The 25,568-nt window shown below is 58.1% G+C and carries 20 protein-coding genes; 9 read left to right on the top strand and 11 right to left on the bottom strand.

Features of this window, described 5'->3' with window-relative positions:
• The 4 genes from F4Y00_00185 (at nt 1) to F4Y00_00170 (ending at nt 4,801) form a co-directional block, all read left to right on the top strand.
• Nucleotides 1-1,080 (top strand): DUF4249 family protein, encoded by a 1,080-nt coding sequence (locus F4Y00_00185; GenBank protein MYE03387.1) that lies wholly within the window; start codon nt 1-3, stop codon nt 1,078-1,080.
• 322 nt (nt 1,081-1,402) lie between these two features.
• Complete coding sequence (locus tag F4Y00_00180) at nt 1,403-3,121, top strand: GMC family oxidoreductase (protein ID MYE03386.1); 1,719 nt, start codon at nt 1,403-1,405, stop codon at nt 3,119-3,121.
• A gap of 38 nt (nt 3,122-3,159) precedes the next feature.
• Nucleotides 3,160-3,783, top strand: a complete 624-nt coding sequence (locus tag F4Y00_00175) for a gluconate 2-dehydrogenase subunit 3 family protein (protein ID MYE03385.1) — start codon at nt 3,160-3,162, stop codon at nt 3,781-3,783.
• Nucleotides 3,784-3,862: 79 nt separating this feature from the next.
• Nucleotides 3,863-4,801 carry a TIM barrel protein gene (locus F4Y00_00170; protein ID MYE03384.1) on the top strand — a complete coding sequence of 313 codons (939 nt, stop codon included), beginning with the start codon at nt 3,863-3,865 and terminating at the stop codon, nt 4,799-4,801.
• Nucleotides 4,802-4,804: 3 nt separating this feature from the next.
• Here the strand turns inward: F4Y00_00170 and F4Y00_00165 are convergent, their stop codons facing one another.
• From F4Y00_00165 to F4Y00_00135, 7 genes are all read right to left on the bottom strand, one after another.
• Nucleotides 4,805-5,797 carry a metallophosphoesterase gene (locus tag F4Y00_00165; protein MYE03383.1) on the bottom strand — a complete coding sequence of 331 codons (993 nt, stop codon included), beginning with the start codon at nt 5,795-5,797 and terminating at the stop codon, nt 4,805-4,807.
• Between the two features lie 131 nt (nt 5,798-5,928).
• Complete coding sequence (locus F4Y00_00160) at nt 5,929-6,123, bottom strand: LamG domain-containing protein (protein MYE03382.1); 195 nt, start codon at nt 6,121-6,123, stop codon at nt 5,929-5,931.
• 43 nt (nt 6,124-6,166) lie between these two features.
• A complete protein-coding gene (locus tag F4Y00_00155) occupies nt 6,167-7,027 on the bottom strand; it encodes an esterase family protein (protein MYE03381.1) in 861 nt (286 codons plus the stop codon).
• Between the two features lie 22 nt (nt 7,028-7,049).
• A complete protein-coding gene (locus tag F4Y00_00150; GenBank protein ID MYE03380.1) occupies nt 7,050-8,189 on the bottom strand; it encodes a Gfo/Idh/MocA family oxidoreductase in 1,140 nt (379 codons plus the stop codon).
• Nucleotides 8,190-8,220: 31 nt separating this feature from the next.
• Nucleotides 8,221-9,534, bottom strand: coding sequence for a Gfo/Idh/MocA family oxidoreductase (locus F4Y00_00145; GenBank protein MYE03379.1), 1,314 nt, complete (start codon nt 9,532-9,534; stop codon nt 8,221-8,223).
• On the bottom strand, nt 9,503-10,498 hold the full coding sequence (locus F4Y00_00140) for an FAD:protein FMN transferase (protein ID MYE03378.1): 996 nt from the start codon (nt 10,496-10,498) through the stop codon (nt 9,503-9,505). The genes F4Y00_00145 and F4Y00_00140 overlap by 32 nt, the downstream gene beginning before the upstream one ends.
• A 22-nt stretch (nt 10,499-10,520) precedes the next feature.
• Nucleotides 10,521-11,879, bottom strand: coding sequence for a Gfo/Idh/MocA family oxidoreductase (locus F4Y00_00135; protein MYE03377.1), 1,359 nt, complete (start codon nt 11,877-11,879; stop codon nt 10,521-10,523).
• A 261-nt stretch (nt 11,880-12,140) separates the two neighbouring features.
• On the opposite strand from F4Y00_00135, the gene F4Y00_00130 reads away from it, so the two are divergent.
• Complete coding sequence (locus F4Y00_00130; protein MYE03376.1) at nt 12,141-12,818, top strand: YceI family protein; 678 nt, start codon at nt 12,141-12,143, stop codon at nt 12,816-12,818.
• 22 nt (nt 12,819-12,840) lie between these two features.
• Here the strand turns inward: F4Y00_00130 and F4Y00_00125 are convergent, their stop codons facing one another.
• Together F4Y00_00125 and F4Y00_00120 are read right to left on the bottom strand one after the other, a co-directional pair.
• A complete protein-coding gene (locus F4Y00_00125; protein ID MYE03375.1) occupies nt 12,841-13,752 on the bottom strand; it encodes an NAD(P)-dependent oxidoreductase in 912 nt (303 codons plus the stop codon).
• Nucleotides 13,753-13,808: 56 nt separating this feature from the next.
• The gene (locus F4Y00_00120) at nt 13,809-14,528 is read right to left on the bottom strand and encodes a phosphoadenylyl-sulfate reductase (protein MYE03374.1); all 720 of its coding nucleotides are present in this window, start codon (nt 14,526-14,528) and stop codon (nt 13,809-13,811) included.
• A gap of 276 nt (nt 14,529-14,804) precedes the next feature.
• Here F4Y00_00120 and F4Y00_00115 point away from each other — a divergent pair, with 276 nt between their 5' ends.
• Together F4Y00_00115 and F4Y00_00110 are read left to right on the top strand one after the other, a co-directional pair.
• Nucleotides 14,805-16,139, top strand: coding sequence for a Gfo/Idh/MocA family oxidoreductase (locus F4Y00_00115; protein MYE03373.1), 1,335 nt, complete (start codon nt 14,805-14,807; stop codon nt 16,137-16,139).
• Nucleotides 16,140-16,142: 3 nt separating this feature from the next.
• Entirely contained in the window at nt 16,143-19,202 is a 3,060-nt protein-coding gene (locus F4Y00_00110) for a c-type cytochrome (GenBank protein MYE03372.1), read from the top strand.
• A 6-nt stretch (nt 19,203-19,208) separates the two neighbouring features.
• Here F4Y00_00110 and F4Y00_00105 read toward each other — a convergent pair whose 3' ends face one another.
• Nucleotides 19,209-20,612 carry an NADP oxidoreductase gene (locus F4Y00_00105; protein ID MYE03371.1) on the bottom strand — a complete coding sequence of 468 codons (1,404 nt, stop codon included), beginning with the start codon at nt 20,610-20,612 and terminating at the stop codon, nt 19,209-19,211.
• A gap of 296 nt (nt 20,613-20,908) precedes the next feature.
• Between F4Y00_00105 and F4Y00_00100 the strand changes: the two genes are divergently transcribed.
• Entirely contained in the window at nt 20,909-22,375 is a 1,467-nt protein-coding gene (locus F4Y00_00100; protein MYE03370.1) for a DASS family sodium-coupled anion symporter, read from the top strand.
• A 150-nt stretch (nt 22,376-22,525) separates the two neighbouring features.
• Nucleotides 22,526-23,788: a dicarboxylate/amino acid:cation symporter gene (locus tag F4Y00_00095; protein ID MYE03369.1), complete on the top strand. Its 1,263-nt coding sequence runs from the start codon at nt 22,526-22,528 to the stop codon at nt 23,786-23,788.
• A gap of 145 nt (nt 23,789-23,933) precedes the next feature.
• On the opposite strand, the gene pckA is transcribed toward F4Y00_00095, so the two are convergent.
• Nucleotides 23,934-25,526 carry a phosphoenolpyruvate carboxykinase (ATP) gene (pckA, locus tag F4Y00_00090; protein MYE03368.1) on the bottom strand — a complete coding sequence of 531 codons (1,593 nt, stop codon included), beginning with the start codon at nt 25,524-25,526 and terminating at the stop codon, nt 23,934-23,936.
• Nucleotides 25,527-25,568 lie beyond the last annotated feature (42 nt).

The raw sequence follows: 25,568 nt of genomic DNA, 5'->3' as shown, positions 1-25,568 counted from the left end.
ATGCGAAACAGGGTGTTTATCCGGCTTTTCGCCATGGTAGTGTTGCCGGGCTTGCTGCTGGCGACTACCGGTTGCGAGGAGAGTGTGGATGCGATTATCGGGACCGAAATCCCCTTCACGGTCTGGGGCTTTCTGGATGTCGCCGCCGACACCCAGTATGTACGGGTCTTTGAAGTTACGGATCAACTGATTCCCGACCGGGATAGGAAGATCGATGCGCGTGTATTCTCCACGAATCGCACGACGGGCGAGCGCCTCGAATGGACGTATCAGCGCGTGCATTTCGACAGCCTGATCACCGGACATTTCTTCATGGCTCCGTTCCGCCCGGAGCATGAGGTGCGCTATCTGCTCGAGGTGGTACGCTCGGATGGGGAAACGGCCAGTGCTGAAGTGACCGTGCCGCCCGCCGCAAATTTCACCCTCGAAACCGGCGAGTCGAGTGTCCTCATTCCTGTCTTTATCGACGGCGACGTGCCGAACCTCATCGGGTTGCGTGTGACGTACCATGCGATCAATGTTCCGCCGCCCCAGGCCTGGCCGCAGGGTACGCCGGTGGCCCCGGCTGTGCAATTGCCGGTGATTGTTTCGTACGATGATCGAGTCGAGCGCATCCCGGGGGGGTGGCGTTTCACGATAGATATGGAGCGGGATTTTGAGATCGTTCGGGCGGCCTATCAAATCAATTGCCTGATTACCGATCCCGAAGAAAGCGCCCCCTACGTATGGCTCCGGAAGATGGAATTCTCGGGCCTGCTTGCGGATTCGTCCTGGTCGCCGCCCGGCGGGGTGTTCGATGCGAATCTGCTTGCGGTGCCGGGTACGTTTTCTAACGTGAAGAACGGTTACGGTTTTTTCGGGGCCGGAGAGGGGATAGGCAGGGAATGGACCCCTGCAACGGAAACGAGTCTTGAGGCCGGCTATAATTTTCAGCCCAGATGCACCGGGCTGTTCGCCACGGACACACCGGAGTGTCACAATCCCCCTGTGCCCTGCATTAGCGAGATATTTCAGGGGATTGAGGGATTTGCCCGGGGAAAGACCGGAAACGTGTTGTATCCCGGCGGCCAACGCCGTTAACTATACGCCGAGGAACCTCTGATTAAATCCGCATGGGCGAGAACCTTGGGACGCGCATTCTCTCAAAACATAAACGTGCGGTTGGCCGCGAGTTTGCAGGATATCCCGGGCCCTATGTTTTGTTCGAATGCGCGTCCCAAGGTCCCTTTTCCCGGTTGCGATTTTGCGGTTCGGCGTTGGATGGTCTTGTTGCGCGCTCCAGGACTCAATCATTGCTTAAGCAGCCTCTGAACTTTGCGGATTTAATCAGAAATTCCTTAATTGGACGGGCGGTATGGTCGCCGCCCGATCTGTTTTTGCGTTGGGTCTGTTTACGATTCGTATGAAACATATCCTTAACCCCGATATCTACGATGTTGCTGTGGTCGGTTCAGGCGCCGGAGGGGGCATGGCGGCGTACGTGCTCGCCGAGGCGGGCGCTAATGTGGTGATGCTGGAGGCCGGCCCGATGTGGAGCGCGGCCACGGACGGCGACATGTTTACCTGGAACTATGCTTCGCCGAGGCGCGGAGCCCGTTCGAAAGAGAAGCCGTTCGGGGAATTCGACGGGTGCATCGGCGGCTGGGAAATCGAAGGCGAGCCGTACACTCACGCACCCGGCACGGAATGGGATTGGTTCCGGGCGCGCATGTTGGGCGGTCGTACGAACCACTGGGGGCGCATTTCATTGCGGTTCGGTCCGGATGATTTTCGCGGATACAGTCTCGATGGCCTTGGAGACGACTGGCCCATAGGGTATGAAGACATTGCGCCGTGGTACGACAAAGTGGATCGGCTCGTCGGGATTTTCGGCAACCGGGACGGTTTTTACAACGAGCCCGACGGCGACTTTTTGCCGCCTCCGGCGCCGCGTTTGCACGAACTGCTCGTGATGCAGGGGGCGGCGAAGATGGGTATCCCTGTTCTGGCGAACCGCCTTTCTATCCTGACAAAAACGCACAATGGCCGACCTGCTTGTCACTTCTGTGCGCAATGCGGCCGCGGCTGCGCCACGGGTTCGAATTTTTCCTCGCCGACGGTGTTGTTGTCTCCGGCTCTGGGTACAGGGCGGTTGACCATTGTGGACCATGCCATGGCGCGGGAGATCACCACGGATCAGGAGGGGCTGGCCACCGGCGTGTCGTACGTTAACCGGAACGACATGCAGGAATACACCGTCCGTGCGCGCACCGTGGTGCTGGCGGCCAGCGCATGCGAAACGGCCCGGTTGCTTCTGAATTCGACATCGCCCCGGCACCCGGCCGGCCTCGCCAATTCAAGCGGCGCCGTAGGGCGGTATCTCATGGATTCCACGGGCGCCAGCGTGGCAGGCATCTTTCCTCAGCTTGTGGGGCGTATGCCGTACAATGAAGACGGCGTCGGCGGGGCGCACATCTACATTCCCTGGTTCGGGTATGACCAGCAGCGCGATTTTGCCCGCGGATACCATCTCGAGATATGGGGAGGACGCCAGCAGCCCGGCTATGGCTTCATGGGCGGCATTCACACAGTCAATAACCTGTTCGAAGATCGTCCCCGGGGCGGGGGCGGCTATGGAATGCAACTCAAGCAGGATTACCGGGATTTGTACGGGTCCGTAGTGGGTTTCTCTGCCCGGGGCGAGATGATCGCGCGGTACGAAAACTATTGCGAAATCGACCCTGATGTGGTGGACAAGTACGGCATCCCCGTGCTTCGTTTCCATGTGCGCTGGAGCGACGAAGAGTATCTGCAGATTAAACATGCCCAGGAGGCGAGCCGCAGCCTTGTGGAAGCGATGGGGGGTGAAGTGCTGACGCCCATGCCGTCCAGAGAAGAGGGGTACGGCATTCTGGCTCCGGGGCAGATCATCCATGAAGTGGGCACGGTGCGTATGGGAGACGATCCGGCAAAGGCCCCGCTCAATGCATGGTGCCAGGCGCACGATGCAAGGAACGTCTTTGTAACGGATGGAGCACCGTTCGTGTCCCAGGCGCACAAAAACACGACATGGACCATTCTGGCGTTGGCATGGCGCACGGCGGATCATATTGTCGGACTCCGCAACGCAGGCGCCTTATAGCTCGGAAACATTGTTATTGACCCGATAGAAGTTGCCCTATGGATCGCCGCGAATCGCTTAAATTGCTGGCCCTGGCCTTGTCTGCCACCGCACCTGGCGTACTGACGGCAGCCGGATGCCGGTGGACCGCTTCCGATGTCGAACGTGCTGCTCGAGAGGCCGAAGAGGCCCGTGCGCGCGGGGATTTTTCCCTGCAGTTTTTTACGGACGAGGAGTACGGGACGGTGCGTATTCTTGCGGACATGATTATTCCGGCGGACGACCATTCGGGCAGTGCGACAGATGTGGGGGTGCCGGAATTCATGGACTTTATTGTGACGGATATGCCGGATATGCAGGACCCCATGCGCCAGGGATTAGCCTGGCTGAATGCCTGGTCCCGGGAACGGTTCGGGGCATCGTTTGCGGCGTGTTCCGATCCACAGCGCGTTGAGCTGGTCGATGCGATCGCCTGGCCCGAGGATGCCGACCCGGCGCTTCAGGATGGCGTAAACTTTTTCAACTTCTTCCGCGATCTGACGGCTTCGGGATTCTGGACGACGGAAGCGGGGATGGCCGATCTGGGCTATATGGGGAACGTGTTTGTGGCCGAATGGACGGGCGCCCCGAAATCCGAGATCGAACGGTTGGGCTTGTCGGAAGCGTCTTGGGAGACATTGTGACGAGGCCGGCGGGGGATAGGAGAAGGCCGGATGGCTTCCGGACCACTTGAACGTTTTTTGAACCGAAATCCATACAACCATGCAACGACGTCGTTTTCTGCGTTCCTTTGCAGCTGCCTCGGCGGCGCTTCCTTTCGCCCATGCGGGCCTCGCAGCCGGTTTATCAGGGGTGTCCACACATTCCGGTTTTTCTGGAACCCGCCCCGAATTCACGCTCGACTATGCCCCGCATTTCGGCATGTTCAGGCATCATGCAGGGGACGATCTGCTCGATCAGCTTCGTTTTATGGCGGAGATGGGGTTCCGGTCGATGGAAGACAACGGCATGTCGGGCCGCACCCCCGAGATGCAGGAGGCTATTGCGCAGGAAATGACCCGGCTCAATATGCGGATGGGCGTGTTCGTTGCACACAGGATCGATTGGCAGCAAGCCAATCTGGCGGGTGGCGATCAGGCCAGACGAGAGGAATTTCTGGATGACATCCGTGGCGCCGTGGAAGTGGCGAAGCGCGTCAACGCTACATGGATGACGGTGGTGCCCGGTCGGGTTGACCAGCGCCAGGAAATGGAATACCAGACCGTGCATGTGGTGGAATCGCTGAAGCGCGCGGCGGAGATTCTGGAGCCGCATGGTTTGGTTATGGTCCTGGAACCCCTGAACTGGTGGTCAAACCACCCCGGCATGTTTCTAAGTCGGGCGCCCCAGGCATACATGATTTGCAAGCATGTAGACAGTCCTGCCTGCAAGATCCTCTTCGATATCTACCATCAGCAGATCAGTGAGGGGAACCTGATCCCGAACATCGAAAAATCATGGGATGAGATCGGCTATTTCCAGATCGGCGACAATCCGGGCCGGAAGGAGCCGACGACGGGCGAAATCAACTACCGCAACGTGTTCAAATATATCCACGAACGGGGGTATACGGACATCCTCGGGATGGAGCACGGGAATGCCGGGCCCGGCAAGGAAGGGGAGCAGGCGCTGATCGATGCGTATGTTTCGGTGGATCCGTGAGATTCACGGTTGCGCGAAGACCAGCGTCCGGTCGGAGAGGCTGGCGGAAAGCCGATGCGCTTCGGGAAACTCGATATCGACCGGGGTTGGAGCTACAAAAACGCTACGCCGCCCTTCGATGACAATGCCTTTTGCGCCCACCGTGACAAAGGCGAACAACGGGTCCCGGTATTCAGCCATATGACCATACCCTTCGCCGACCCAGTAGTACGAGGCACTATTAACCTGCACATAATGGATGCCGTCGATCGTGCTGTGCGCGTCCAGATGATGATGACCGGAGAAACACGCAATCACCTTTTGGAAACCGGCCTGTTTGTTCGCTTCGGCGAAGATCCGGCGAACCGCCCCGCGATTCTTGGCCAGTCCTCCATTCCAGATCTCATCCAACGCCTGATGTGTAAGTACGATGGTCTGCCGATCGGTTGAAGCCAGTTCGTCTTCGAGCCAGTCAAGCTGCTCCGGGTGAATGAAGGTGCGGAGTGTATTGTCCACGTAGAAATTGCCGTGCTCGTAGTCCACATACGCACCGTCGACGTGCAAAAAATTGCAGTCGAGCACTACGAAATGATAGGCGCCTGCATCAAAGGAATAGGCGTTGTGTTCCATCTGCCAGAGGTCCATGATCTGCCGTTTGGTGCCCAGGTCCATATCATGGTTGCCAAGCACATGGTAGCGCGGCGCGTTGGCTTGCTCCCAGAGCTTGACGAAGGCATGCGCGTCGGGGCGTGGGTGACAGAAATCGCCCAGTTGAACGACAAAGTCCAGGTTGCGCTGGTTTGCCTCTTCCAGAAAAGCTTCCAGCCGCTCTTCGGCCTTCGGCATGAGCCCATGATGCACGTCGGCAATCATGCCAAACCGCAGCAGCGGGTTGGCTCCGTCACGCCAGGGATTGAAAAAAGGCGCTCCTGTCGCATGGCCGGCCAGGCCCGTTACAAGGCCGCTGCCCGCCAGTTGTAAAAACCGTCTCCGATCGAAGGTCTCCGACTTGTTCATGGTTTGAGGCGATTTCTATTCTGTTTTGCGGATCTCGAACCGATCAAACAGACGCCCGTCCAGGTCGATAGCGTTGAATTGCAACGTGCCCTCATGATTGTCCAGGACCGTGTAGACTGGCATGCGCCTCATCAAATCTGCTGCGGGGGTAAAGAACTCATGACGGACCCATCGTACGTACCCGTCACATGATACCAGCCACCCGACTCGACGGGTGTGGGGCGTCCATGTAGGTCATAAACGCCATCGCCGTCCTGATCGGCGCCCGTGCTGGCCAGCGCGAAAGTGAAGCGGCTGTCAGGTTTCCATGGTCCCTCTGTTGCCATAGCGTGTAACGAAATGGTTGTGCGTGCAACGATTCTTTTTCGTTCAAAACTGGTGAAACCTTTGCGAGACAAACTCCAGAACCACAGGTAAGCTTTCGCGCCAGTACGTCCAGGTATGGCCGCCATCGCGAATACGAAATTCATGAGGAATCTCCCGTTTTCTTAGGGCGATGTGGACCAGCGAATTGCCTTCGTAGAGAAAGTCGTCGTCCCCGCAATCGATGAACCAGCGTACGGATTTGAGGTCGTCCTCGGGCAGGCTTTCGATCAGGGAAATGGCGTTGTGCCGGCTGATGTATTCTTCAATTTGCGAGTCGGAGATTCCCGTAATATCGACACCCCTGCGCTCCATCTGCGCCTTGTATTGCTGAACCGACCGGGCGCCTGTGGAAGCGCTCAGCGGCGCAGCCGACGAAAAAAGATCCGGTCGATGAAGGGCATACATGAAGGAGCCGCCGCCGCCCATCGAGAGACCGGCTACGGCCCTGTAGCGCTTTTCGCTTTTAATTCTGAATTCTTCTTCCACGTGCGGCATCAATTCTTCAAAGAAAAAGTCCTCATACCGCCACGTATTGGTAATGTCATTGAAATATCCTCGCTGGCCTGTGCTGGCATCCGGCATGATAATTACCATTGGGGTTGCCTTGCCTTCCCGGATCGCTTTATCGGCAATATGATGCACTTCGCCGAATTGTATCCAACCCGTTTGGTCGTCTCCTCCTCCGTGTAAAAGGTAAAGCACGGGATAACTACGCTCGGATGAAAAGTAATCCGGCGGCAGGTAGACCGCATATTTCTTTTCGGAGTCGAGAATTTCGCTCGTTATCGAAAGGTTGTCGTACACCGTTCCGTGCTGTGCATTCGCTGTAAGCGTAAGGCCGCACAGCAGCACAAGGAATACCATGCCCGATTTCTTCCTCCGCTCCTTACACATCCACCCACCTCCCGTTGCGGTCGATCGAACGATAGATCGCCTCGATCACTTTCATGTCCTTCAGCCCTTCTTCGCCCGAAACCCTGCTCGTTTCGTCTTCCGTGATGCACCGGGCGAAGTCGTCTATTTGCAGTGCTTGCTGCGTTACGTGCGGATACCCCATCGGGCCTTCGTTCGTCTCTCCGGATACGCTGTTATACATGAAGGCCGGCTCGATTCTCGCCCAGCCCCGCGGGGCCATCATATACAGGCGATTCACGTTGGCCGAATAGGAGGTGCTGTGGCTGGACACCGCGCCGCCGGGGAATTCCATTTCCCACAGAATGGTCTCGTAAATCTCCGTAAAGATGTCCGGGCGCGTGTTGTAGCCTGATGCCCGGACGCGGACCGGCTCTTCGCCGATCGTGTACCGGGCGCCCTGGATGGCGTAGACGCCCACGTCCAGCAAGGCGCCTCCTCCCGCCATTTCCTTGCTGAATCGCCAGGCCTCGGTGTTGCGCGAGGTAAAACTGAAACTGGCCTCGACGACAGTGACCGGTCCGAAGACCTGTTCCTGCGCCAGGCGCATGATTTCCTGGTGATGCGGTTCGAAGTGGAGGCGGTATCCCACCGAAAGTTTTACGCCGGCCTTGTCGCACGCCTCGATCATGCGCTCGCAATCGCGTACGGAGGTTGCCATAGGCTTCTCCGTAATGACCTGCTTGCCTGCTTCGGCAGCCCGGATCGCATATTCCGCATGCATGCTGTTTGGCAACACCACATACACGATGTCGATATCCGGATTGTCCGCAATCCGGTCGAAGGTCTCGTAATTGTAGACGTTTTCCCCCGGGATATTGTATTCGGCCATCCACTTGTCGGCCTTGGCGGGCGTACCCGTGACAATGCCTGTGAGGCGGCAGCGCTCCGTTTCCTGGAGAGCGGGAGCCAACTGGTTCGTAGCGTAGTTGCCGAGACCCACGAGTGCTACGCCGAGGGGATTCATACCCGGAGGCAGGGGGGTGCGCCTTTGCACACTTTGGGTGCTTGCAAGCGTAGCGGCCGGGGTGCCGGACAACGCAAGTCCGCCCAGCAAGGCGCCGGTTTTCTGCAAAAAGGTACGCCGCGTACGGCGAGAATGTATAGGAGCCATAACAGGTTCGGTGTGATGGGATGCACCCGGTTTAGATTTCGAACAAGGCATCGTCATATTCGATGCGCGTTCCCTGAAGGATGGCCTCGTTGGCCTTTATAGTGATGACGGCCATTTGGAAACCAACCTCGTAAGACGCTGCCGGCGGATATGGTCCAAAGGCATGGTTGTCGATGAAGTCACGTATTGCGTACCAAAGGGGCGTCTCGAGATTGGGATCATCTTCGGTCGGTGAGATATCCTGGGCATCCAGTTGGGTAGCATTCGCCACCAGCGCAATACCGGTTTCCTTATAGAACTTGTCTTTTCTGGCGTACACTTCCCATCCGAGCAACGGGGCATCGACTTCCTTGAACATCCAGGCCCGGTGGTCGCGGAACATGATGGTGCTGTCGCGTCCCGAGTAGGTGTCGTAGGCGGCGTCGAACGAGCTCGTAAGGGTAGCGTCGTACAACATAGGTACGCCGCCGTCCTCCAGTTCGAAGACGGCCTGGATCGTATCGGGTACCTGGCGCCCGTCATTCCATAACATGATCTGCCCCAGACCGGTAACCGCTGCCGGACGTTTGCTCAGAAACCACAGGGCAGGATCGAGCTGATGCGTGCCTACCTCGCCGATGAGTCCGGTAGAGACCCCTGCGTCAAGCCGCCAGTTTAGTGCGATCTCGCGTTCCCGGTTAGGCGAGGCCCTCCGCCAGCTTTCTTTTGTATGCCACTGGGAACGGGTCATTGTGGCCTTTCCAAGGGCCCCGCTACGGATGAACTGGAAGACGGAACGATAATTCGGATGCGACCGGGCATGCAGTCCTACCTGAAAAATCAGGTTGGGATTGTCACGGGCGGCTTGCGCCATGACCCGCGCATCGTCGATGTTCGAGGCCATCGGCGCTTCTACGTATACATGCTTGCCGGCAGACAAGGCATCGAGCGCAATTTGTTTGTGCAGGTGCGTGGGCGTGGCGATAAAGACCGTGGAAATGTCCGGATTATCCAGTACCTCGCGGTAGTCTTCGAATGTGGCCGCTCCCGGCGCCGAGCGTTGCGCTCTCCGCAGCATGACGTTGTAGGTGTCCACTACCGCAGCAAGATCCACCTCGGGGATGCGTGTCAGCGTGGCGGCTATGTCCCGCCCCTGCGGGCCGAAACCGATTATGGCGGCCTGTACCTGTTCCTGGAAGGTTGCCCGGCGCGCATCTGCACCGATGGCGGGGGCCTGTGCAAGCAGGCCTGAAAGAGGGATCAGGGAGCTCCGTTTCAGAAAATTTCGACGACTCAAGAGGCCGCCGTAGGTATGATCTTTCATAGTGCGGTGTTCAGGCTGGGTGTTGTTGCCACGTTGTAGCATGGCCGTTCAACACGGGTGCAGGGGGTGGAGCGGGAGTCTTTTTCGATGTATCGCACAGGGGGATCCCGTGGTGCAGAATGCGATGGGGAAGAGGGCCTTCATCGTCCGGTTGAATGACCAGGGACCGGTATTCGGGCAGGGGGCGGGCATGTACGAGCAGGGCGGTCGAAACGGCATCGGCGGTAGTGGCCGATGAAGTAACGGTCGCCGCCAGCAGCGCTCCGCGAACGGGTTTTCCAAGGCGGGGGTCCAGCACATGGCCGTAACAGGTTCCCTCAACCTCGAAGGATTTACCCGAAACAGCCGAAACCGACAAGGCCTCGTCCCGAATCGCTACGACGGCGACGGGTTCGTCCGGTGCCCGGGGGTCCACAACGGCCACGTTCCAGGAGTCGGCGTCGAGCGGCTGTCCGATTCCGTACATCGTGCTGGTGCCGCCGTGCAGGAAAGCCCGCTCCACGCCGGCCTCTCTCAATATGCGTATGGCTTCGTCCACGGCGTATCCCTTGCCGATGGCCCCGAAATCCAAAGCAACCCCTTTGTGGGCAAAACGCACCGTACAATGCGCCTCGTCCAGTTCAACGAGGTGCATGCCTGTACGCAGGCGGGCCTGGGCCAACTCGTCTGCGTCCGGTACACGCCCTCCGTCGCCGTAAAACCCCCACACCTTCATGAGTGGGCCGATCGTCAGATCGAAAGCCCCGTCCGTGCAACGGTGCAGATCCAGGGATTGCTTCAATAAATCGAACAACCACCGCTCGACCGGCACGGCTTCCTCGGAAGCGTGCGTATTGATGCGGGATACGTCGGAGACGGGAAGGAATCTGGAAAGACGTGTTTCCAGTCGTTCGATTTCCCGGAGCGCTTCCTCGCCGGCAGCCCGTAGCCGCAACTCGTCCTCGCCCTGGAGGACAAGTTCAAAGCGACAGGCCATCGCCATGCGCGCCAATCGAACGGTACCCATCCCCGCCTCCGCCGTTTGACTGCTACGACAGTTCGAGCGTGCCGTACGTGATCGGCTCGATCTCGCGTCCGCCGCCTGTGGTCATTTTGCGCGTTTCCTCGTCGAAGTAGAGCATTTCACCCAGGCGGTCCGACATCTCGGCCATGCAAATAATCGTTTGCGCCTTGATCGACAGGTCGATGTTTCCGTTGGGTTGCGTGTTCTCGCGGATCGAGGTCAGCCAGTTCTCCACGTGTGCGGGTACGCTTACGCCAGGCTCGACATTCTCTTCCATCTGCTGGTCAACCAGATCGGCAAAAGGCCGTTCCGGACGCAGTTCGATGGAGTTGCCGGAGAAGTACAGCGTACCTTCGTGGCCCCGGATCACCTGCCCGAGTCCTTGCTCGTTGACGGTGCTTCCGATAACCAGGAGGGTCAGGCCGCTGGCGAATTCGGCCAGTACCTGTGTGTTATCGGGTACGTCGCGGTCGGGTGTGACCTTGCGTGTGCCGAGCGAGGCAACCCGCACCGGAAATTCAGGGGCCCCTGTTGCAATCATCAGCGGGTGGATACGGTGGGCGAGCAGATCACCGAGGATGCCTGCACAGTACGGGTAATACTTGCGCCAGCGATGATACTCGTCCGCGCTGAACGGACGGTCGGAAACGGGTCCGAGCCAGGAGGCCCAATCAATGTTTTCCGGAGAAGAATCTTCGTCGATTCCGTAATTCCACTCGCCGTCGGGATTGTTGCGGCAGTAGGAATCCTGTCCCAGCACGAGGGGACCGATCATGCCTGCCTGGATCATTTCTGCGGCACGGTGCCACTTGCCTTCCGTACAGTACTGGGAACCGATCTGGAAAATCTTCCCGGTTTCCATGGTTTTGTCGTAGATGTCGAAGGCCTCGTGCAGGTAGCGCGTCATCGGCTTTTCGCAGTAGACATGCTTGCCGGCATCCATGGCGTCGGTAGCGATGGCCGAGTGCCAGTGGTCTACGGCGCCAATGAAGACAGCATCCACATCATCCCGTTCAAGCAGGGCCCGGTAGTCGTCGTATGTATCTGCATCCGTGAGGCCGAGTCTTTCGGCCGCGCGATCCCTGCGCTTGTTGAAAACGTCGCAGACAGCCACACCGGCCGCATTGAATTCCGCGCCATGATTGTCGATGGTGCCTATATGGGCATTGTAGCCCTGGCCGCCCACGCCTATGAATCCGATGTTCAGACGGTCGTTTGCGCCAAGGACCGTGGCCGGCGCCGGTTTATGGACGATAGTTTTGCGCTGCGGGGTCTTGGCCATGGCCGGCGTATATCCTGCCAGCATGGCGGCAGCTCCGAGCGCGCCCTTTTTGACGAATTCGCGCCGGGATGCACTATCGGTGGGAGTTTTTTTCCTGTTCATGATTGGGGATGGTTTGATAAGGATGTTGTTCGATGCGTTTATCGTGACGAAACGATGGTATGGAGTAGACCGGAAGCCCTTTCAGCGCAAGGCTGTCTGCGGAGCCTCGTTCTATGTCCGGCCCAGATTTTTACCCGTGTGCCTGATCCGGTTTGTTTCGGGAACGTACTAGCCTTGCAAAGTTACTAAATAGTAACATATGTTGCGTACAGTACGTACAGTAATTTGAGGGTCAGGCGGAGATTAGGGCCTGTTGACACCATGCAGCGGGTTCCGTACAAGGTGTTTTATACAGGCGGCTCAGGGCGTTTTGCAACAACCTGTGCCGCAAGGTGTCTTATTGAAAAAAACCGGAAGGGATCCATGAAACACACGATGATCTGGATAGCTGCCTTCTTTGCGATGGCGGCTTTCGTACCGGCGGAAACCGCCGAAGCGCAAACGCTGGCCTTGACGCCGGAAAGTTCGATCTGGATTGACGGCACGTCGAATCAGAGTGACTGGACCGTATATGCGAAAGAGATGACTGGAGGAGTCCGGATGGGAGAAGCGGGAATGCCGGACAGTCTGGTGCTCACCGTGGTTTCCAGACAGATCAAGAGCGACAAGAGCACGATCATGGATCGCAAGATATCCGATGCGCTGAAGGCCCGCGAACATGCGAGCATCGCGTATCAGTTGGTGGGGACAGCCGTTTCCGAGGGCGATGCGAACATGCTTATGACCCAGGGAAGCCTCACCATTGCGGGTGTAACGAAGGACATCGAGATGGAGGTGTCCGCAGAGCATCTCGAAGGCGGGTCGGTGCGCTATACCGGCATGACTGCGCTCCAGTTTACGGAGTACGGGATGAAGCCGCCCACGGCATTGTATGGAGCACTTCGCACGGGGAATGATGTAACCGTGCATTTCGACGTCACCTTCGCGTCGAGCGAATAGGCGGGAATATTTCCGGAATCGATCAGGAAGTTGCGCCGGGTTCCATCCCGGCCTGTTTGCCCACTTCGATTCCCGATAGCCGCTCGAGCGCTTTCACAAGGGCATGGTTGCCCTCGCTCCCGAGGCCGTTTCGCTGGAGCGAGCGGTAGAGGTGAAAGCATGCGCCTGCACCAATCAGGGGTACTCCCAGTTCGTCGGCGGCATCGAGGACGAGGCGCAGGTCTTTTAGTTGCAGGTCGATGGTGAATCCCGGGCGCCAGTCTCTTTGCGTACATTGCGGCCCCCTGTTGGCCAGCATCCAGCTGCCTGCTGCTCCGCCGGTTACCGCTTCCAATGTTTTTTCGAGGTCCAGTTCACCGGCCTCTGCAAACGTGAGCGCCTCCGATACGGCGAGCATGTTCACGACAACCAGGATCTGGTTGACAAGTTTGACGGTTTGGCCGGCCCCGTGCCCGCCGACATGCGTAATCGTTGTACCCATGGCTTCGAAACAGGGCATGGCCCGCGCCACCTGATCCGACTCGCCTCCGATCATAATGCTGAGCGTGCCGTTTGCGGCTCCTTCGCTGCCTCCGCTGATGGGGGCATCCAGCATATGCATATTCCGGTCCGCCAGTTTTCCGGCCAGTGTTCTCGTTACGGACGGGCTGATCGTGCTCGTGTCGATGAAGAGCGTGCCGGGGCGTGCCGACGGGATCGCTTCTTCGATGACAGCGGCTGCATCCGGAGTATCGCTAACGCACAGAATGACGATAGGGCAATGCGCAGCCAATTCCCGGATCGATGCGGCTACCCGGGCGCCGGCTTTCTCAAGAGGTTTCGTTCTGGAGGGAGTGCGATTCCAGACGGTCAGGTCGAGGCCGTGCCTGATGAGGTTGTGCGCCATGCCACGACCCATTACGCCAAGGCCGATAAAGCCGACGGGTTCGTTCAGGTTAGGGCCTGTTAGCACTATGCAACGATGCTCTGTTTCGTCAGGCACGGCGTCAATCAACTGCCGGTCGCTTTCCTGTCGGGGATGTACAAATGGATGCCGCACTCTGTTTTTTCATGCCCCTGCCATCGTCCAGAGCGAATATCCTGGCCGTTCTTGACAGGTTTTGTGCAGGGCATGCAGCCTATACTTGGGTAGCCCTGGTCATGCAGGGGATTGTAGGGAAGATCGTGCCGGCGTATGTATTCCCGGACTTTTGTTTCCGTCCAGGAAGCCATCGGATTGATCTTGACCAGATTGTGCGTCTCGTCCCACTCCACGATGGCGGTATTCCTGCGAGTCAGGGCCTGATCGCGCCGGATGCCGGTAATCCATGCATCTTTTGACGCAAGGAATTGACGGAGCGGCTGCACTTTACGCAGAAAGCAGCAGCGATCCGGATCGGAACGCCAGAGAGTTTCTCCTTCCCAACGAGCCTGTTCCTGTAGCGAGAGGCCGGGATGGATGCGGACGATTTCAATATCCAGGCGTTCTTCCAGTTTGTTCTTCAATGCGTAGGTCTCAGGGAAAAGCAGGTCGGTATCCAGATAGAACACGACGGCTTTTGGCTGGACCTTCGCCAGCATGTGCATAAGCGCCACGCCGGATAAGCCAAATCCTGTGCCGGTGACAATATTGTCGCTGAATGCGTCAAAGGCCCATGCAAGCACTTCTTCAGGCTGAGCATATTCCAAACGCATGCTCGCCGAGTGAATTTCGCCTGACGTCAAATGCATAATGCGCAAGCAGATACGGGTTGATGTGCAACGAAGTAAATCATACGATACATTTCCTAAAGATACGAGACGTTTGTGCAATCATGCTATTCGGCGACAACGGACCGGCAAATACAATAAAAAAGATGCGTCGATGTGTTCTATTTCTTACGTTTACCATGCCGGGATCCGGTCAGAGGGGAGGCGGGAGGAAGGATATTCGGTGCTTCGGATTTCCGGCGTATTGGGCGCATTGCCTGAATCGCGGGCTTTACTAACGCACATTGTGGAGACATCATGAAAAAGGGGAATTTTTCTCGCCGCACCTTTCTTCGGAACGCCTCGTTGACGGCGGCAGGTGTAACTATCGTGCCCAGGCACGTGCTTGGCGGCGTGGGGTATCGCGCTCCCAGCGATCTCCTGAACGTTGCAAGCATAGGCGCCGGCGGCATTGCAAATCAAAATCTCGGGAATGTGGAATCCGAGAATATCGTGGCGCTGGCCGATCCCGATTGGAACCGGGCTTCCAGAGCCTTCGAGAAGTTCTCGCAAGCGGTCAAATACAAGGATTTCCGGCGGATGCTCGACGAGAGCGGCGATGACATCGACGCTGTGATCGTGGCGACGCCGGATCATACGCATGCCGTGGCGGCCAGTATGGCCATGCAACTCGGCAAGCATGTCTATGTGCAGAAGCCGCTCACGAGGACGATCCGGGAGGCTAGGCGTTTGCTCGAATTGGCTGAACAATACAATGTAGTCACGCAGATGGGTAATCAGGGGCATTCCCATGATGATGGCCGCCGTCTAATCGAATGGGTGCATGCCGGTGCGATCGGGACGGTCCGGGAAGCACATATCTGGACGAATCGTCCTATCTGGCCGCAAGGCGTACCGATCCCCCAGGAAAGCATGACTCCTCCGGAGCATATGGACTGGGATGTCTGGCTGGGACCTGCGCCCGAGGTGCCGTATCACGATTCGTATGCGCCGTTCACGTGGCGGGGCTGGGTGGATTGGGGCACCAGCGCGCTGGGAGACATGGGCGCCCATCTCATCGACCATGCGTACTGGGCCCTCGATCTCGATTATCCCGATTCGGTCTGGACCAGTTCGACGCCGTTTGAGCGTGAAGACCATGCCGCGTGGCCTCAGTCCCAGATGACGCAGTACGAATTTACCGGCAAGGACGGACAGGCTATCCGAATGATGTGGTATGATGGGGGGCTCATCGCCCCGAGACCGGCGGTGTTGCCCGACGATGTAAGGCTCATACCGGGGGGCGGTGCGCTTCTGGTTGGCGACAAGGGCGTGCTGCTGTACGATACGTACGGCCACAATCCGCGCCTGTACCCGGAGACGCTGATGGAAGAATATGCGGATGTTCCTCAGACGCTTCCCCGGATTCAGGAAAGCCACGAGATGAATTGGGTGAATGCATGCAAGGGGCTTGCCGAAGCCACTTGTCCGTTTTCCTATGCCGTACCGCTCACCGAGGTGATGTTGCTGGGCGTTGTTGCCTTGCAGCACAATGGGTTGATCAAGTACGATGCGGAAACGATGACCATCCCCAATGTTCCGGAGGCTGAGCAGTATCTGCATCGTCCGTATCGCGAGGGCTGGGAGATATAGCGGATGTTTGCGGTTGTTCTGGGGCGGGGGAAAAGGCTCCTCCGGTTTGTTTTGCCGGTACCGGCGCTCGCTGTGCTCGCAATGTTTGCGAATGTGGAGCGTGGCGGGCCGGGCGACTTGAGCGAAGGTCCCCCGTACGAACCCGTCGAGGCGCTCGCCACGCTCGAAGTGGTCGAAGGCTTCCGGGTCGAAACCTTCGCTGCGGAGCCGTTGATTGCCGACCCGGTAGACATGATGGTGGACGAAAACGGCCGCCTTTATGTCGTGGAAATGCCGGGATATCCTCTGGACACCGGGGGTACGGGTCGGGTGATGCGGCTCATGGATACGGACGGCGATACATATCCCGATACGAGCGTCGTATTTGCCGATGGCCTCACGTTGCCCACCGGCATTATGCGATGGAAGGATGGGGTGCTGGTTACCGATGCGCCCGACGTCATCTATCTGGAAGACAGGGACGGCGATGGCAAAGCGGACCGCAGGCAAGTCGTGCTGACGGGTTTCGCCCTGTCGAATCCTCAGCACAACTTCAATAATCCGCTGTACGGCCTCGACAATGGCATTTATCTGGCCAATAACGGGCCGATATACACCACGGCCCATGCCGACCGGTTCGGCGATTTCGGAAGCGGCGTACATTTTCCCGATCGTCCGGAAGGGTCTGTCCTTGCGCGCAACGCAAGCGGACGAAATGTGCGGTTCCGCCCGGACACGGGACAGCTGGAAGAACTCTCCGGCGCTTCGCAGTTCGGGCACGCCTTCGATCCATGGGGTCGGCATTTTCTGGTCAGTAATGCCCGTCCCCTGTTCCACGAGGTCATTGCCGCGAGGTATTTGCGCAGGAATCCCGGGCTTCCGGTGCGCGAGGCGGTGGCCTATTCGTCCGATCACGGAAATGCTGCGGAAGTGTTTCCCGTTACGATCGGCCCGGAACACCAACTGCTTACCGATCGTGGCGTGTTTACTTCGGCGGCCGGGCTGACGTACTACACGGGCGGCGCTTTTCCCGATCCGTTCGACCGGGTGACGTTCGTAACCGAATCGGTGCATAATCTGGTGCATGTCAATGTCGTGGAAGACGCCGGGGCGACTTTCACGGCAAAACGCCTGTACGAGGGAAAAGAATTTCTGGCTTCCACGGATAGCTGGTTTCGTCCGGTGAACACGTATACGGGGCCGGACGGCGCGCTCTATATCGTGGATTACTATCGAAAGATCGTCGAGCATCCCGAGTGGATGGATAAGGAAACGATCTCGTCCGGGCAGTTGTACGCCGGCAATGACCGGGGGCGCATTTATCGTATCGTTGCGCAGGGGGCGCCGGAGGGCGACTGGCTGGACGCGGTGGACATGACCGGCATGTCCGACGCGGCGTTGGCGAGTTTGCTGGGGCATGGGAACGCATGGTGGCGCCTGCATGCCCAGCGGTTGCTTGTGGACAGGCGGGCGATCGGGGTCGGGCCTGTGCTGACACGCATGGTGCGGGCAGACGGAAGCGCTCTTGCCCGTTTGCATGCGCTCTGGACGCTGCACGGGCTTGGGTTGCTGCAAGCGGATGTGCTCCGGGCAGCGTTTTCGGATGCACACCCCGGCGTACGAGCCCAGGCTGTCCGACTTGCAGAAATCCTCGACGAAACGCATGGAGCAGCGTTATTCGAGGATGACCTGATTGCGATGGCGGACGATGCGGATCCGAAAGTGCGTTTTCAGTTGTTGCTGACGCTGGGAGAGTTTTCCACGGACCGGGCGGCTGTCGCGCGGGATCGCTTGCTGGAACGGGACTTGAGCGATCCATGGGTGCAGATAGCGTCCCTTACCGCAGGCGCAACCTCGAATTTCGAAGCGATTGTCCGTGCTGTGCGGGCGTTCGGCGATCGGGTCGAAGGGCGCTCGTACATACGGCGCGTGGCGGCGCTTACGGGCGTTGCAGGGTCAGAAGCGGATGTCCGCGAGGCCATCCGGTTTGCACTCGTATCAGGAGGCAACAGCAGCTCCGAAGTGCTTGAAGGGCTTGCCGATGGATTGGGTCGGCGCACCGGACGCAGGTCGGGCGGCGGTGCGCCGGGTATCGACAGCGAGGGGCTCCTGCAGACCTTTTATGAGGAAGTTGATCCGGATATTCGCCGGGGATTGCTGGCTCTACTGCGTCGTGCTGCTCCTTTTGACACAGAGCCAACCCGGGCTGTGGCGCTGGCCGCTTCCCGGGCGGAGCCGACTCCACGTCGCACAGACATGCTGGCACTGGTGGAAATGGGCGATGCCGGCAAGGTGGTTCCGGCGTTGCGTGATATGGTGACCCGATCTGCTTCGGAGGCACAGGTGCAGGAAGCAGCTGTGCGTGTATTGGGGCGTGTGCCCGGAGACGATGTGGGGCGGTTTCTGCTGGACGCGTATCCCCGCCTTTCCGCCGGCGCCCGCGGAGAAGCGCTGAATGCCCTTTTGCGATCCGAATCGCGCATGCATCTGCTGCTCGACGCGGTAGAGGCAGGAGACATAAGCCGTCTGGCCCTTGGCTGGAATAGGCGTGTGCGCCTGATGCGGGATACGGAAGGTGCGGTGAAGGCGCGTGCCCGGGGTTTGCTGCGTGCTTCGGATGCCTCCCGCGTCGATGTGATGCGCGCCTATGAAGCGGCCCTGGACCTGTCCGGCGATGCCGGACGGGGGCAAGCCGTGTATTTTTCCGTATGCGCCCGATGCCATGGAGTCGCTGTTTCGGAGAACGCCGGTTCGAGTGTTCTTTTCGGTCCCGACCTGGGTACCGTCCGGCACTGGCCGGCCCGAGCGCTACTGGAAGCCATCCTGGTTCCGGAGAGGACGATTGCGGACGGCTACGAACTATGGAGGTTGGAGCGGCGGGGCGATGCGCCAATTACGGGGATTCTACATGCAGAGACTCCTTCTTCCGTCACGCTGATCACGGAAGAAGGCCGCGAGGAAGTAGCGCTGCGTACGGAGATCGAACTGTTGCGCCGTCTCGATGCATCCCCGATGCCGGCTGGCCTTGAGGAGGAAATTGATATACAGGAGATGGCCGATCTCCTGACGTTTTTGCGAAGATAAGGGCGGCTACGCCGCGTTTTCCAGTGCCTTCCGCATGGCGTCTGCACTCGTGAATTTTACCCGGGGGCGTCCGGTTTCCTTGCCCCGAGCGGTTTCCAGTTCGTCGAGGCGCATCCAGTCTTCGTAACTGAAATAATCCGGACACCGGGTACAAATCATGCGCTCCGCCTCTTCAGCCGATGGGGCTTCCGGGGAAAGCAGGATCCCGTTTCGTACATCTTCCAGCATACAGGTCGCTGTTTCCACGGAGTCGGCCTTATTCGTACCGATGACCCCTGAAGGTCCCCTCTTGATCCATCCCCCGGCGTATTCGCCGATCACATGTTTGCGGGTGGCAGGGTTCACCACGCGGCCTTTTTCGTTAGGAATAACATTCCACTGTTCATCGAAGGGAACGTCAGCCAGCGGAACGCCCTGATACCCTACGGATCGAAAGATCAGCCCGGCGGAAATCGTTTCGAAACGCTCGGTGGCGCGCGGGCGAAGGCGACCGTTCTCGCTCAGGTGCAATTCGTTATGCACTACCCGTATTGACGATACCCGGCCTGTTTCGTCCCCGATGATTTCGGTGGGTGAGACGAGGAAGCGTATGTGAAGGCGTTTTTCTTTTCCGGAGGGATCGCGTTCGGCAATTTCCTGAACGATTTCCACGTTGCGGCGAATGCGGCGGCCTGCGGATGCGAGTACCTCCTCGCTAAGCGGGTCAAGCGCCGCTTCTTCCGGGCGCACGATGGCGTCGGCGCCTTCCAGCATTCCCAACTCCTTCGCCTCGGGAGGAGTGAATGCAGCCTGGACCGGACCGCGCCGGCCCAGCATATGAACCTCGCGGACCTGGCTTTCGCGTAACTTTTCGAGCGCATGATCGGCAATGTCCGTGGCTGCAAGTTCTTCCGGGGTGCGGCACAATATGCGCGCTACGTCAACGGCGACATTTCCGACACCGATGACGACAACGGATTTCGCGGACAGATCGAATTCGAGATGCCGGTAGTCGGGATGTCCGTTGTACCATGCCACGAATTCGGTCGCCGAATGGCTGCCATGCAGGTCTTCGCCGGGAATACCGAGGGAGCGATCCGTCTGCGCCCCCGTGGCATAAAAAATCTGATGGTAATGCCGCTGCAGGTCAGCGCGGGTCACGTCCGAGCCGAAACACACGTTTCCAAAGAAACGGAACCCGGGCCTGGAGGCGGTTTTGTGGTAGACCCGGGTAACGTTCTTGATACTCTGGTGATCAGGCGCAACGCCGCCCCGGACCAGGCCGAAAGGAGTAGGAAGCCGGTCGAACATGTCAATCTCGACATGCAGATCCTGTTGCTTCAGCATATGATCGGCTGCATAGAAAGCGGCCGGGCCGGCGCCGATAATAGCGATACGAAGGGGGTGATTTTCGGTGCCCGGTGCGGCCATGGAGCTTGGAGAGCTATGAGTCAGGTACTGTATGGGGGTGCGTATCCGTTCCGTATGCCATGTACCCATTCTGAAATAAACAGGCATTCCACCGTATAGGGGATCCCGTGAGTACATCATATACTGAACCATATCCGGGTAAAATACGAACAGTACAGGATACTCTGATCAAGTCCGCAAATCTCAGAGGCTGCGGGGGTCGGGCTGCGGCCGTTTGCCGGGCAATACCGCAATGCCTATCATGCAAAACACTTTTTTGTTTGTCCTGGAATTCCCTTATCGGGGTATAACAGCACGTGTTTGCAGCTACCGGTTCGTCATCGACAGCATCCGCTCTTCACTTCAGGCAGTGGGTCGGCCTCGGCGCAGGTGTGCTTTTATGCGTGGTTTTGCTGTTTATGCCTCCCCCCGCGGATATGCCGCTTTCCGCCTGGAGGACGGCGGCTGTGGGTATCCTGATGGCCGTCTGGTGGATGACCGAGGCCATTCCCATATCCGCTACGGCGCTTTTGCCGCTTGTGCTTTTTCCCTTGTTGGGTATTGCGGATATACGCGCCGCGGCATCCCCCTATGCGAACCCACTGGTTTTTCTGTTTCTTGGCGGCTTCCTGATTGCGGCGGGTATGGAACGGTGGAATCTTCACCGTCGCCTTGCCTTGCGCATCATTGCCATGATGGGGCCGCGTCCCTATGCGATTCTGGCCGGGTTCATGATCGCGGCCGCGTTTTTGAGTATGTGGGTCAGTAACACGGCGACCGCACTGATGATGCTGCCGATCGGATTATCCGTGGCGGAACTTGTGCGCCAGACCGATTCGAAGGAGGTGGAGCATTTTACGATAGGACTCATGCTGATCATTGCGTATTCGTGCAGCATAGGCGGTATCGCGACCCTGGTTGGAACTCCTCCGAATGCGTTTTTTGCAGGATTCATGCTGGAGACGTACAACATGTCCGTCGGGTTCGTGGAGTGGATGCAGATCGGCGTACCCATGGCCCTGATTGCTCTTCCGCTCATGTATTTTGTGCTGACAAGGGGAGTCTATCCGGTCAAAATCCGGGAAATTCCCGGGGGGGCGGCATTCATTCATTCCGAACTGGCCGCAATGGGGCGCATGAGCCGGCCGGAAAAAATGGTGATGGCTCTGTTCGTTACCGCGGCCGTCTTGTGGATGACGCGCCCCCTGCTTACCCCGGTGATTCCCGGTTTATCGGATGCAGGAATTGCTATGGGAGTGGGCTTGCTGTTTTTTCTATTGCCGGTCAATGTCCCGAAAAGGGTGTTTTTGCTCGAGTGGAACGATGCCGAACGTTTACCCTGGGGATTGCTCATTCTGTTCGGCGGCGGGTTGAGTCTTGCCGCGGCGATCAATGATACCGGGCTTGCGGCCTGGCTCGGTGCGCAGGCCGGCCTTATTGAGAAATGGCCGGTGTTCCTGATTATTCTGGTCATAGCGACCACGATCATTTTTCTGACGGAATTGACCAGCAATATCGCAACGGTTGCTGCATTTCTGCCGATAGTGGCTTCTGTTGGGGTGGGTCTCGGCGAGTCTCCCCTGGTGTTCACTGTACCCGCGGTACTTGCTGCAAGCTGTGCATTCATGCTTCCCGTAGCGACGCCTCCCAACGCCATCGTATATAGTAGCGAGTATGTGACGATTCCTCGTATGGCGCGCGCCGGTATTCTTCTGAATATCCTTTTTATTTTTCTGGTCACCCTTATAGGCTATGCCCTGGTTCCTCTGGTGAATCTCGGATAGCGGGGCATGCTGCGGTGCTTGTTTGCTTGCGGCTTGTTCCGATCCGTTGCCTTGCAGGATGCGAATCGCTACATTGGCTTCCTGATGCACACAGTCCGTGCGAGCCAGGCGCCCGCTGGGCACTATGTAACGATTCCATAACGAACTATCATGAATCTCATAGCAACCGGAGCCGTTTGGTGGAAAAAATTGCACTGGCAGATACTGATCGCGATGGTGATCGGTATCGGGGCTGGTATGATAGGAGGAGAACCTCTTGCCGATAGCGTGGAATGGATTGGACAATTGTTCATGAAGTTGCTTCGCATGGTCATCGTCCCGCTTGTGTTCACATCCATTGTTGCAGGGGTTGCATCGGTGGGCAGTGGGCGCGCCGTGGGGCGGCTCTTCTCCAAAACCCTCGGGTATTATGTATTGACGAGCCTGCTGGCCATCACCACCGGCCTGATTCTGGTGAATATCTTTCGTCCGGGCGAAAAGACCGATGTGGCGAATGCCATCCAGGCCGATATGCCTGACATCAGGACGCCCAGTTCCCCGGTGGATATCCTCATGGATATCGTACCGGCGAATGTGATCGAGGCGGCGGCGGGCGCCCAGATGCTTGCCGTTATCTTCTTCAGCATCATCCTGGGTCTGGCCATTGTAGGGTTGCCGGAGAAGCCCCAGACCACTCTGAGGAATTTTTTCGATGCGGCGTTTCAGGCCATGATGAAGATCACTACCGGCGTGATCATGGTGGCGCCCATTGGCGTTTTCGGCCTTATTGCCACGCTGGTGGGCCGCACGGGGTTTGAAACGTTCGGGGCGCTGGGGCTCTATATGTTCGTGCTGTCTCTGGGGTTGACGATTCACTTGTTTGTTACACTGCCTCTGGTGCTTTTCTTCCTCGGGAGAATAAACCCGATCATCCATTTCCGGAATATGATCGAGCCGCTCGTTACGGCGTTTTCGACGGCTTCGTCGGGCGCCACGCTTCCTGTGACGATGCAGACGGTAGAAACGAGGGTAGGCGTGTCGAACCGCGTATCGTCGTTTACATTGCCGATGGGCGCTACGATAAATATGGATGGCACGGCGCTCTATGAGTGTCTCGGGGCCATTTTCATTGCCCAGGCGCTGGGCGTGTCCCTGGGTTTCACGGACCAGGTGGTTATCGTGTTCACCGCATTACTGGCCTCGATAGGGGCTGCCGCAATACCCTCTGCAGGCCTGGTGGTCATTTTTATTGTGCTGGAAGCCGTGGGGCTGACCGGTGCAGGCCCGGCATTCATCGTGGGCGCCATGCTCGCCATCGATCGTCCGCTCGACATGTTCAGGACCGCCGTGAATGTGTACAGCGATTCGTGCGGGGCAGCGATTATCGCCCGTTCGGAAGGGGAAGAAAATGTGGACACGCACGTCGTTACGTAGCTTGGGGTGTACGGCGGCGGCGCCTTGCTTCCCCACGCCGTAGCGGACACTGTTACCGACTTGTCGGGCGCGTCTGCCGAAAGGTGTGCACGGGTCGTCGGATACTTGCTGTTGTTTTTCCGGCGACAGGCCTGCCTGGCGTGGCCTATGATCTTTGCAGAACCGGCCCCCCGGCGAGCATATCCGGGGATGCCTTGTCCCTGTACCGTTCAAAATTTTCTGCGAAACGGTTCGCCAGATCGCGCGCCTGCCGGTCATACGCTTCTTCGCTGACCCAGGTTGTGCGTGGGGCAAGGAGGTTGGCGGGCAGGCCGGGGCATGCGGTCGGTACGGCAAATCCGAAGACCTGATCGGTTCGCATGGACTGTTCGCGCAGCGTTTTGTCGTGGATCGAGTCGATTATCCGGCGTGTGTGGGCAAGGGCAATGCGCTTCCCGATGCCGTACGGTCCCCCGGTAAATCCGGTGTTTACGAGCCATGAGTCGGCGCCGTGTGCACGCATCTTTTCGGCCAGCAACTCTGCATATTTGCCGGGGTGCCATACCATGAACGCTGCGCCGAGACAGGCGGAAAAAGTGGCCTGGGGTTCCTTCACGCCTTCCTCGGTGCCCGCCACTTTTGCAGTGTATCCGCTGATAAAATGGTACATGGCCTGTCCGGGGGTCAGTTTGGCTACCGGGGGCAGGACACCGAATGCATCATAGGTCAGAAAGATAATATTGTGCGGATGCCCCCCGGTACAAGGTATCTTTGCATTAGCGATATATTCGACCGGGTACGACGCTCGCGTATTGACGGTGATGCTCGTATCGGCAAAATCCACCGCCCGTGTTACTTCGTCGTATACCACATTTTCGAGAATGGTCCCGTAGCGGATCGCCTCGTAAATCTCCGGTTCTTCTTCCGGGGATAAATTGATGACCTTGGCGTAACAGCCGCCCTCTATGTTAAAAATGCCGTTTTCTCCCCATCCATGTTCGTCGTCTCCAATCAGGCTACGGCGAGGATCGGCGGAAAGCGCGGTTTTGCCGGTGCCGGAAAGTCCGAAGAACAGGGTGACGTCCCCATCCGAACCCTCATTGGCCGAGCAGTGCATTGACAGCACGTGCTCTTTCGGCATCAGGTAATTCATGATGGTGAAGACGCCCTTTTTCATTTCTCCCGCATACGCGGTTCCGAGGATAACCATTTCCCGATCCTCGAAACTGAGATCGACGCTCGTTTTCGAGGTCATATGCGAGGTGAGCCGGTTACAGGGAAATTCGCCGGCGTTGAAAATCGTATAATCCGGTTCGCCAAAATCCGGCAAATCTTCCTCAGGAACCCGGATGAGCATATTGTGCATGAAAAGGGCATGGTACGCCCGTGAACAAACGATGCGCACCTTGATCCGGTGATCCGGATCCCATCCGGCATACCCGTCGAGGACATACAAATGATCTCTTGTGTTAAAGAAATCGATGGCCCGTTCCCGATTGACGAGATAGGTATGGTGATCCAGTTCGATGTTTATGGGGCCCCACCAGATGTTGTGGATGCTGTCGGGATGTTTTACAAGCCGCTTGTCAGCAGGGCTGCGCCCCGTCTTGTCACCGGATCGGATGGCGATGGCCCCACTGTCCACGATAGCAGCGGGTTCCTGTCGGATGATATGCTCGTAAAGCTGCGCAGGGGCGAGATTGCGATATACCGGATCCACGTGTATCCCGGCATATTCGAGCGAAATCTGATGGCGCATGCTGGTTTTTGCTGATGAACAAGGCGAATATTCGTTGGCCAA

This window comes from Bacteroidetes bacterium SB0662_bin_6 (assembly GCA_009839485.1).
Taxonomy (GTDB): domain Bacteria; phylum Bacteroidota; class Rhodothermia; order Rhodothermales; family VXPQ01; genus VXPQ01.
The sequence above is the reverse complement of the archived record's forward strand: the minus strand, read 5'-3'. Positions and strand labels throughout refer to the sequence as shown.

Excerpts from the sequence above, each read along its gene's own strand:
- F4Y00_00170 (MYE03384.1), top strand. The coding sequence starts at position 3,863 with ATGCAACGACGTCGTTTTCTGCGTTCCTTTGCAGCTGCCTCGGCGGCG.
- F4Y00_00140 (MYE03378.1), bottom strand. The coding sequence starts at position 10,498 with ATGGGTACCGTTCGATTGGCGCGCATGGCGATGGCCTGTCGCTTTGAA.
- F4Y00_00110 (MYE03372.1), top strand. The coding sequence starts at position 16,143 with ATGTTTGCGGTTGTTCTGGGGCGGGGGAAAAGGCTCCTCCGGTTTGTT.
- pckA (MYE03368.1), bottom strand. The coding sequence starts at position 25,526 with ATGCGCCATCAGATTTCGCTCGAATATGCCGGGATACACGTGGATCCG.
- F4Y00_00120 (MYE03374.1), bottom strand. The coding sequence starts at position 14,528 with ATGCATTTGACGTCAGGCGAAATTCACTCGGCGAGCATGCGTTTGGAA.
- F4Y00_00175 (MYE03385.1), top strand. The coding sequence starts at position 3,160 with ATGGATCGCCGCGAATCGCTTAAATTGCTGGCCCTGGCCTTGTCTGCC.
- F4Y00_00150 (MYE03380.1), bottom strand. The coding sequence starts at position 8,189 with ATGGCTCCTATACATTCTCGCCGTACGCGGCGTACCTTTTTGCAGAAA.
- F4Y00_00180 (MYE03386.1), top strand. The coding sequence starts at position 1,403 with ATGAAACATATCCTTAACCCCGATATCTACGATGTTGCTGTGGTCGGT.
- F4Y00_00165 (MYE03383.1), bottom strand. The coding sequence starts at position 5,797 with ATGAACAAGTCGGAGACCTTCGATCGGAGACGGTTTTTACAACTGGCG.
- F4Y00_00185 (MYE03387.1), top strand. The coding sequence starts at position 1 with ATGCGAAACAGGGTGTTTATCCGGCTTTTCGCCATGGTAGTGTTGCCG.
- F4Y00_00135 (MYE03377.1), bottom strand. The coding sequence starts at position 11,879 with ATGAACAGGAAAAAAACTCCCACCGATAGTGCATCCCGGCGCGAATTC.
- F4Y00_00105 (MYE03371.1), bottom strand. The coding sequence starts at position 20,612 with ATGGCCGCACCGGGCACCGAAAATCACCCCCTTCGTATCGCTATTATC.
- F4Y00_00145 (MYE03379.1), bottom strand. The coding sequence starts at position 9,534 with ATGCTACAACGTGGCAACAACACCCAGCCTGAACACCGCACTATGAAA.
- F4Y00_00115 (MYE03373.1), top strand. The coding sequence starts at position 14,805 with ATGAAAAAGGGGAATTTTTCTCGCCGCACCTTTCTTCGGAACGCCTCG.
- F4Y00_00130 (MYE03376.1), top strand. The coding sequence starts at position 12,141 with ATGCAGCGGGTTCCGTACAAGGTGTTTTATACAGGCGGCTCAGGGCGT.
- F4Y00_00155 (MYE03381.1), bottom strand. The coding sequence starts at position 7,027 with ATGGTATTCCTTGTGCTGCTGTGCGGCCTTACGCTTACAGCGAATGCA.
- F4Y00_00095 (MYE03369.1), top strand. The coding sequence starts at position 22,526 with ATGAATCTCATAGCAACCGGAGCCGTTTGGTGGAAAAAATTGCACTGG.
- F4Y00_00160 (MYE03382.1), bottom strand. The coding sequence starts at position 6,123 with ATGGCAACAGAGGGACCATGGAAACCTGACAGCCGCTTCACTTTCGCG.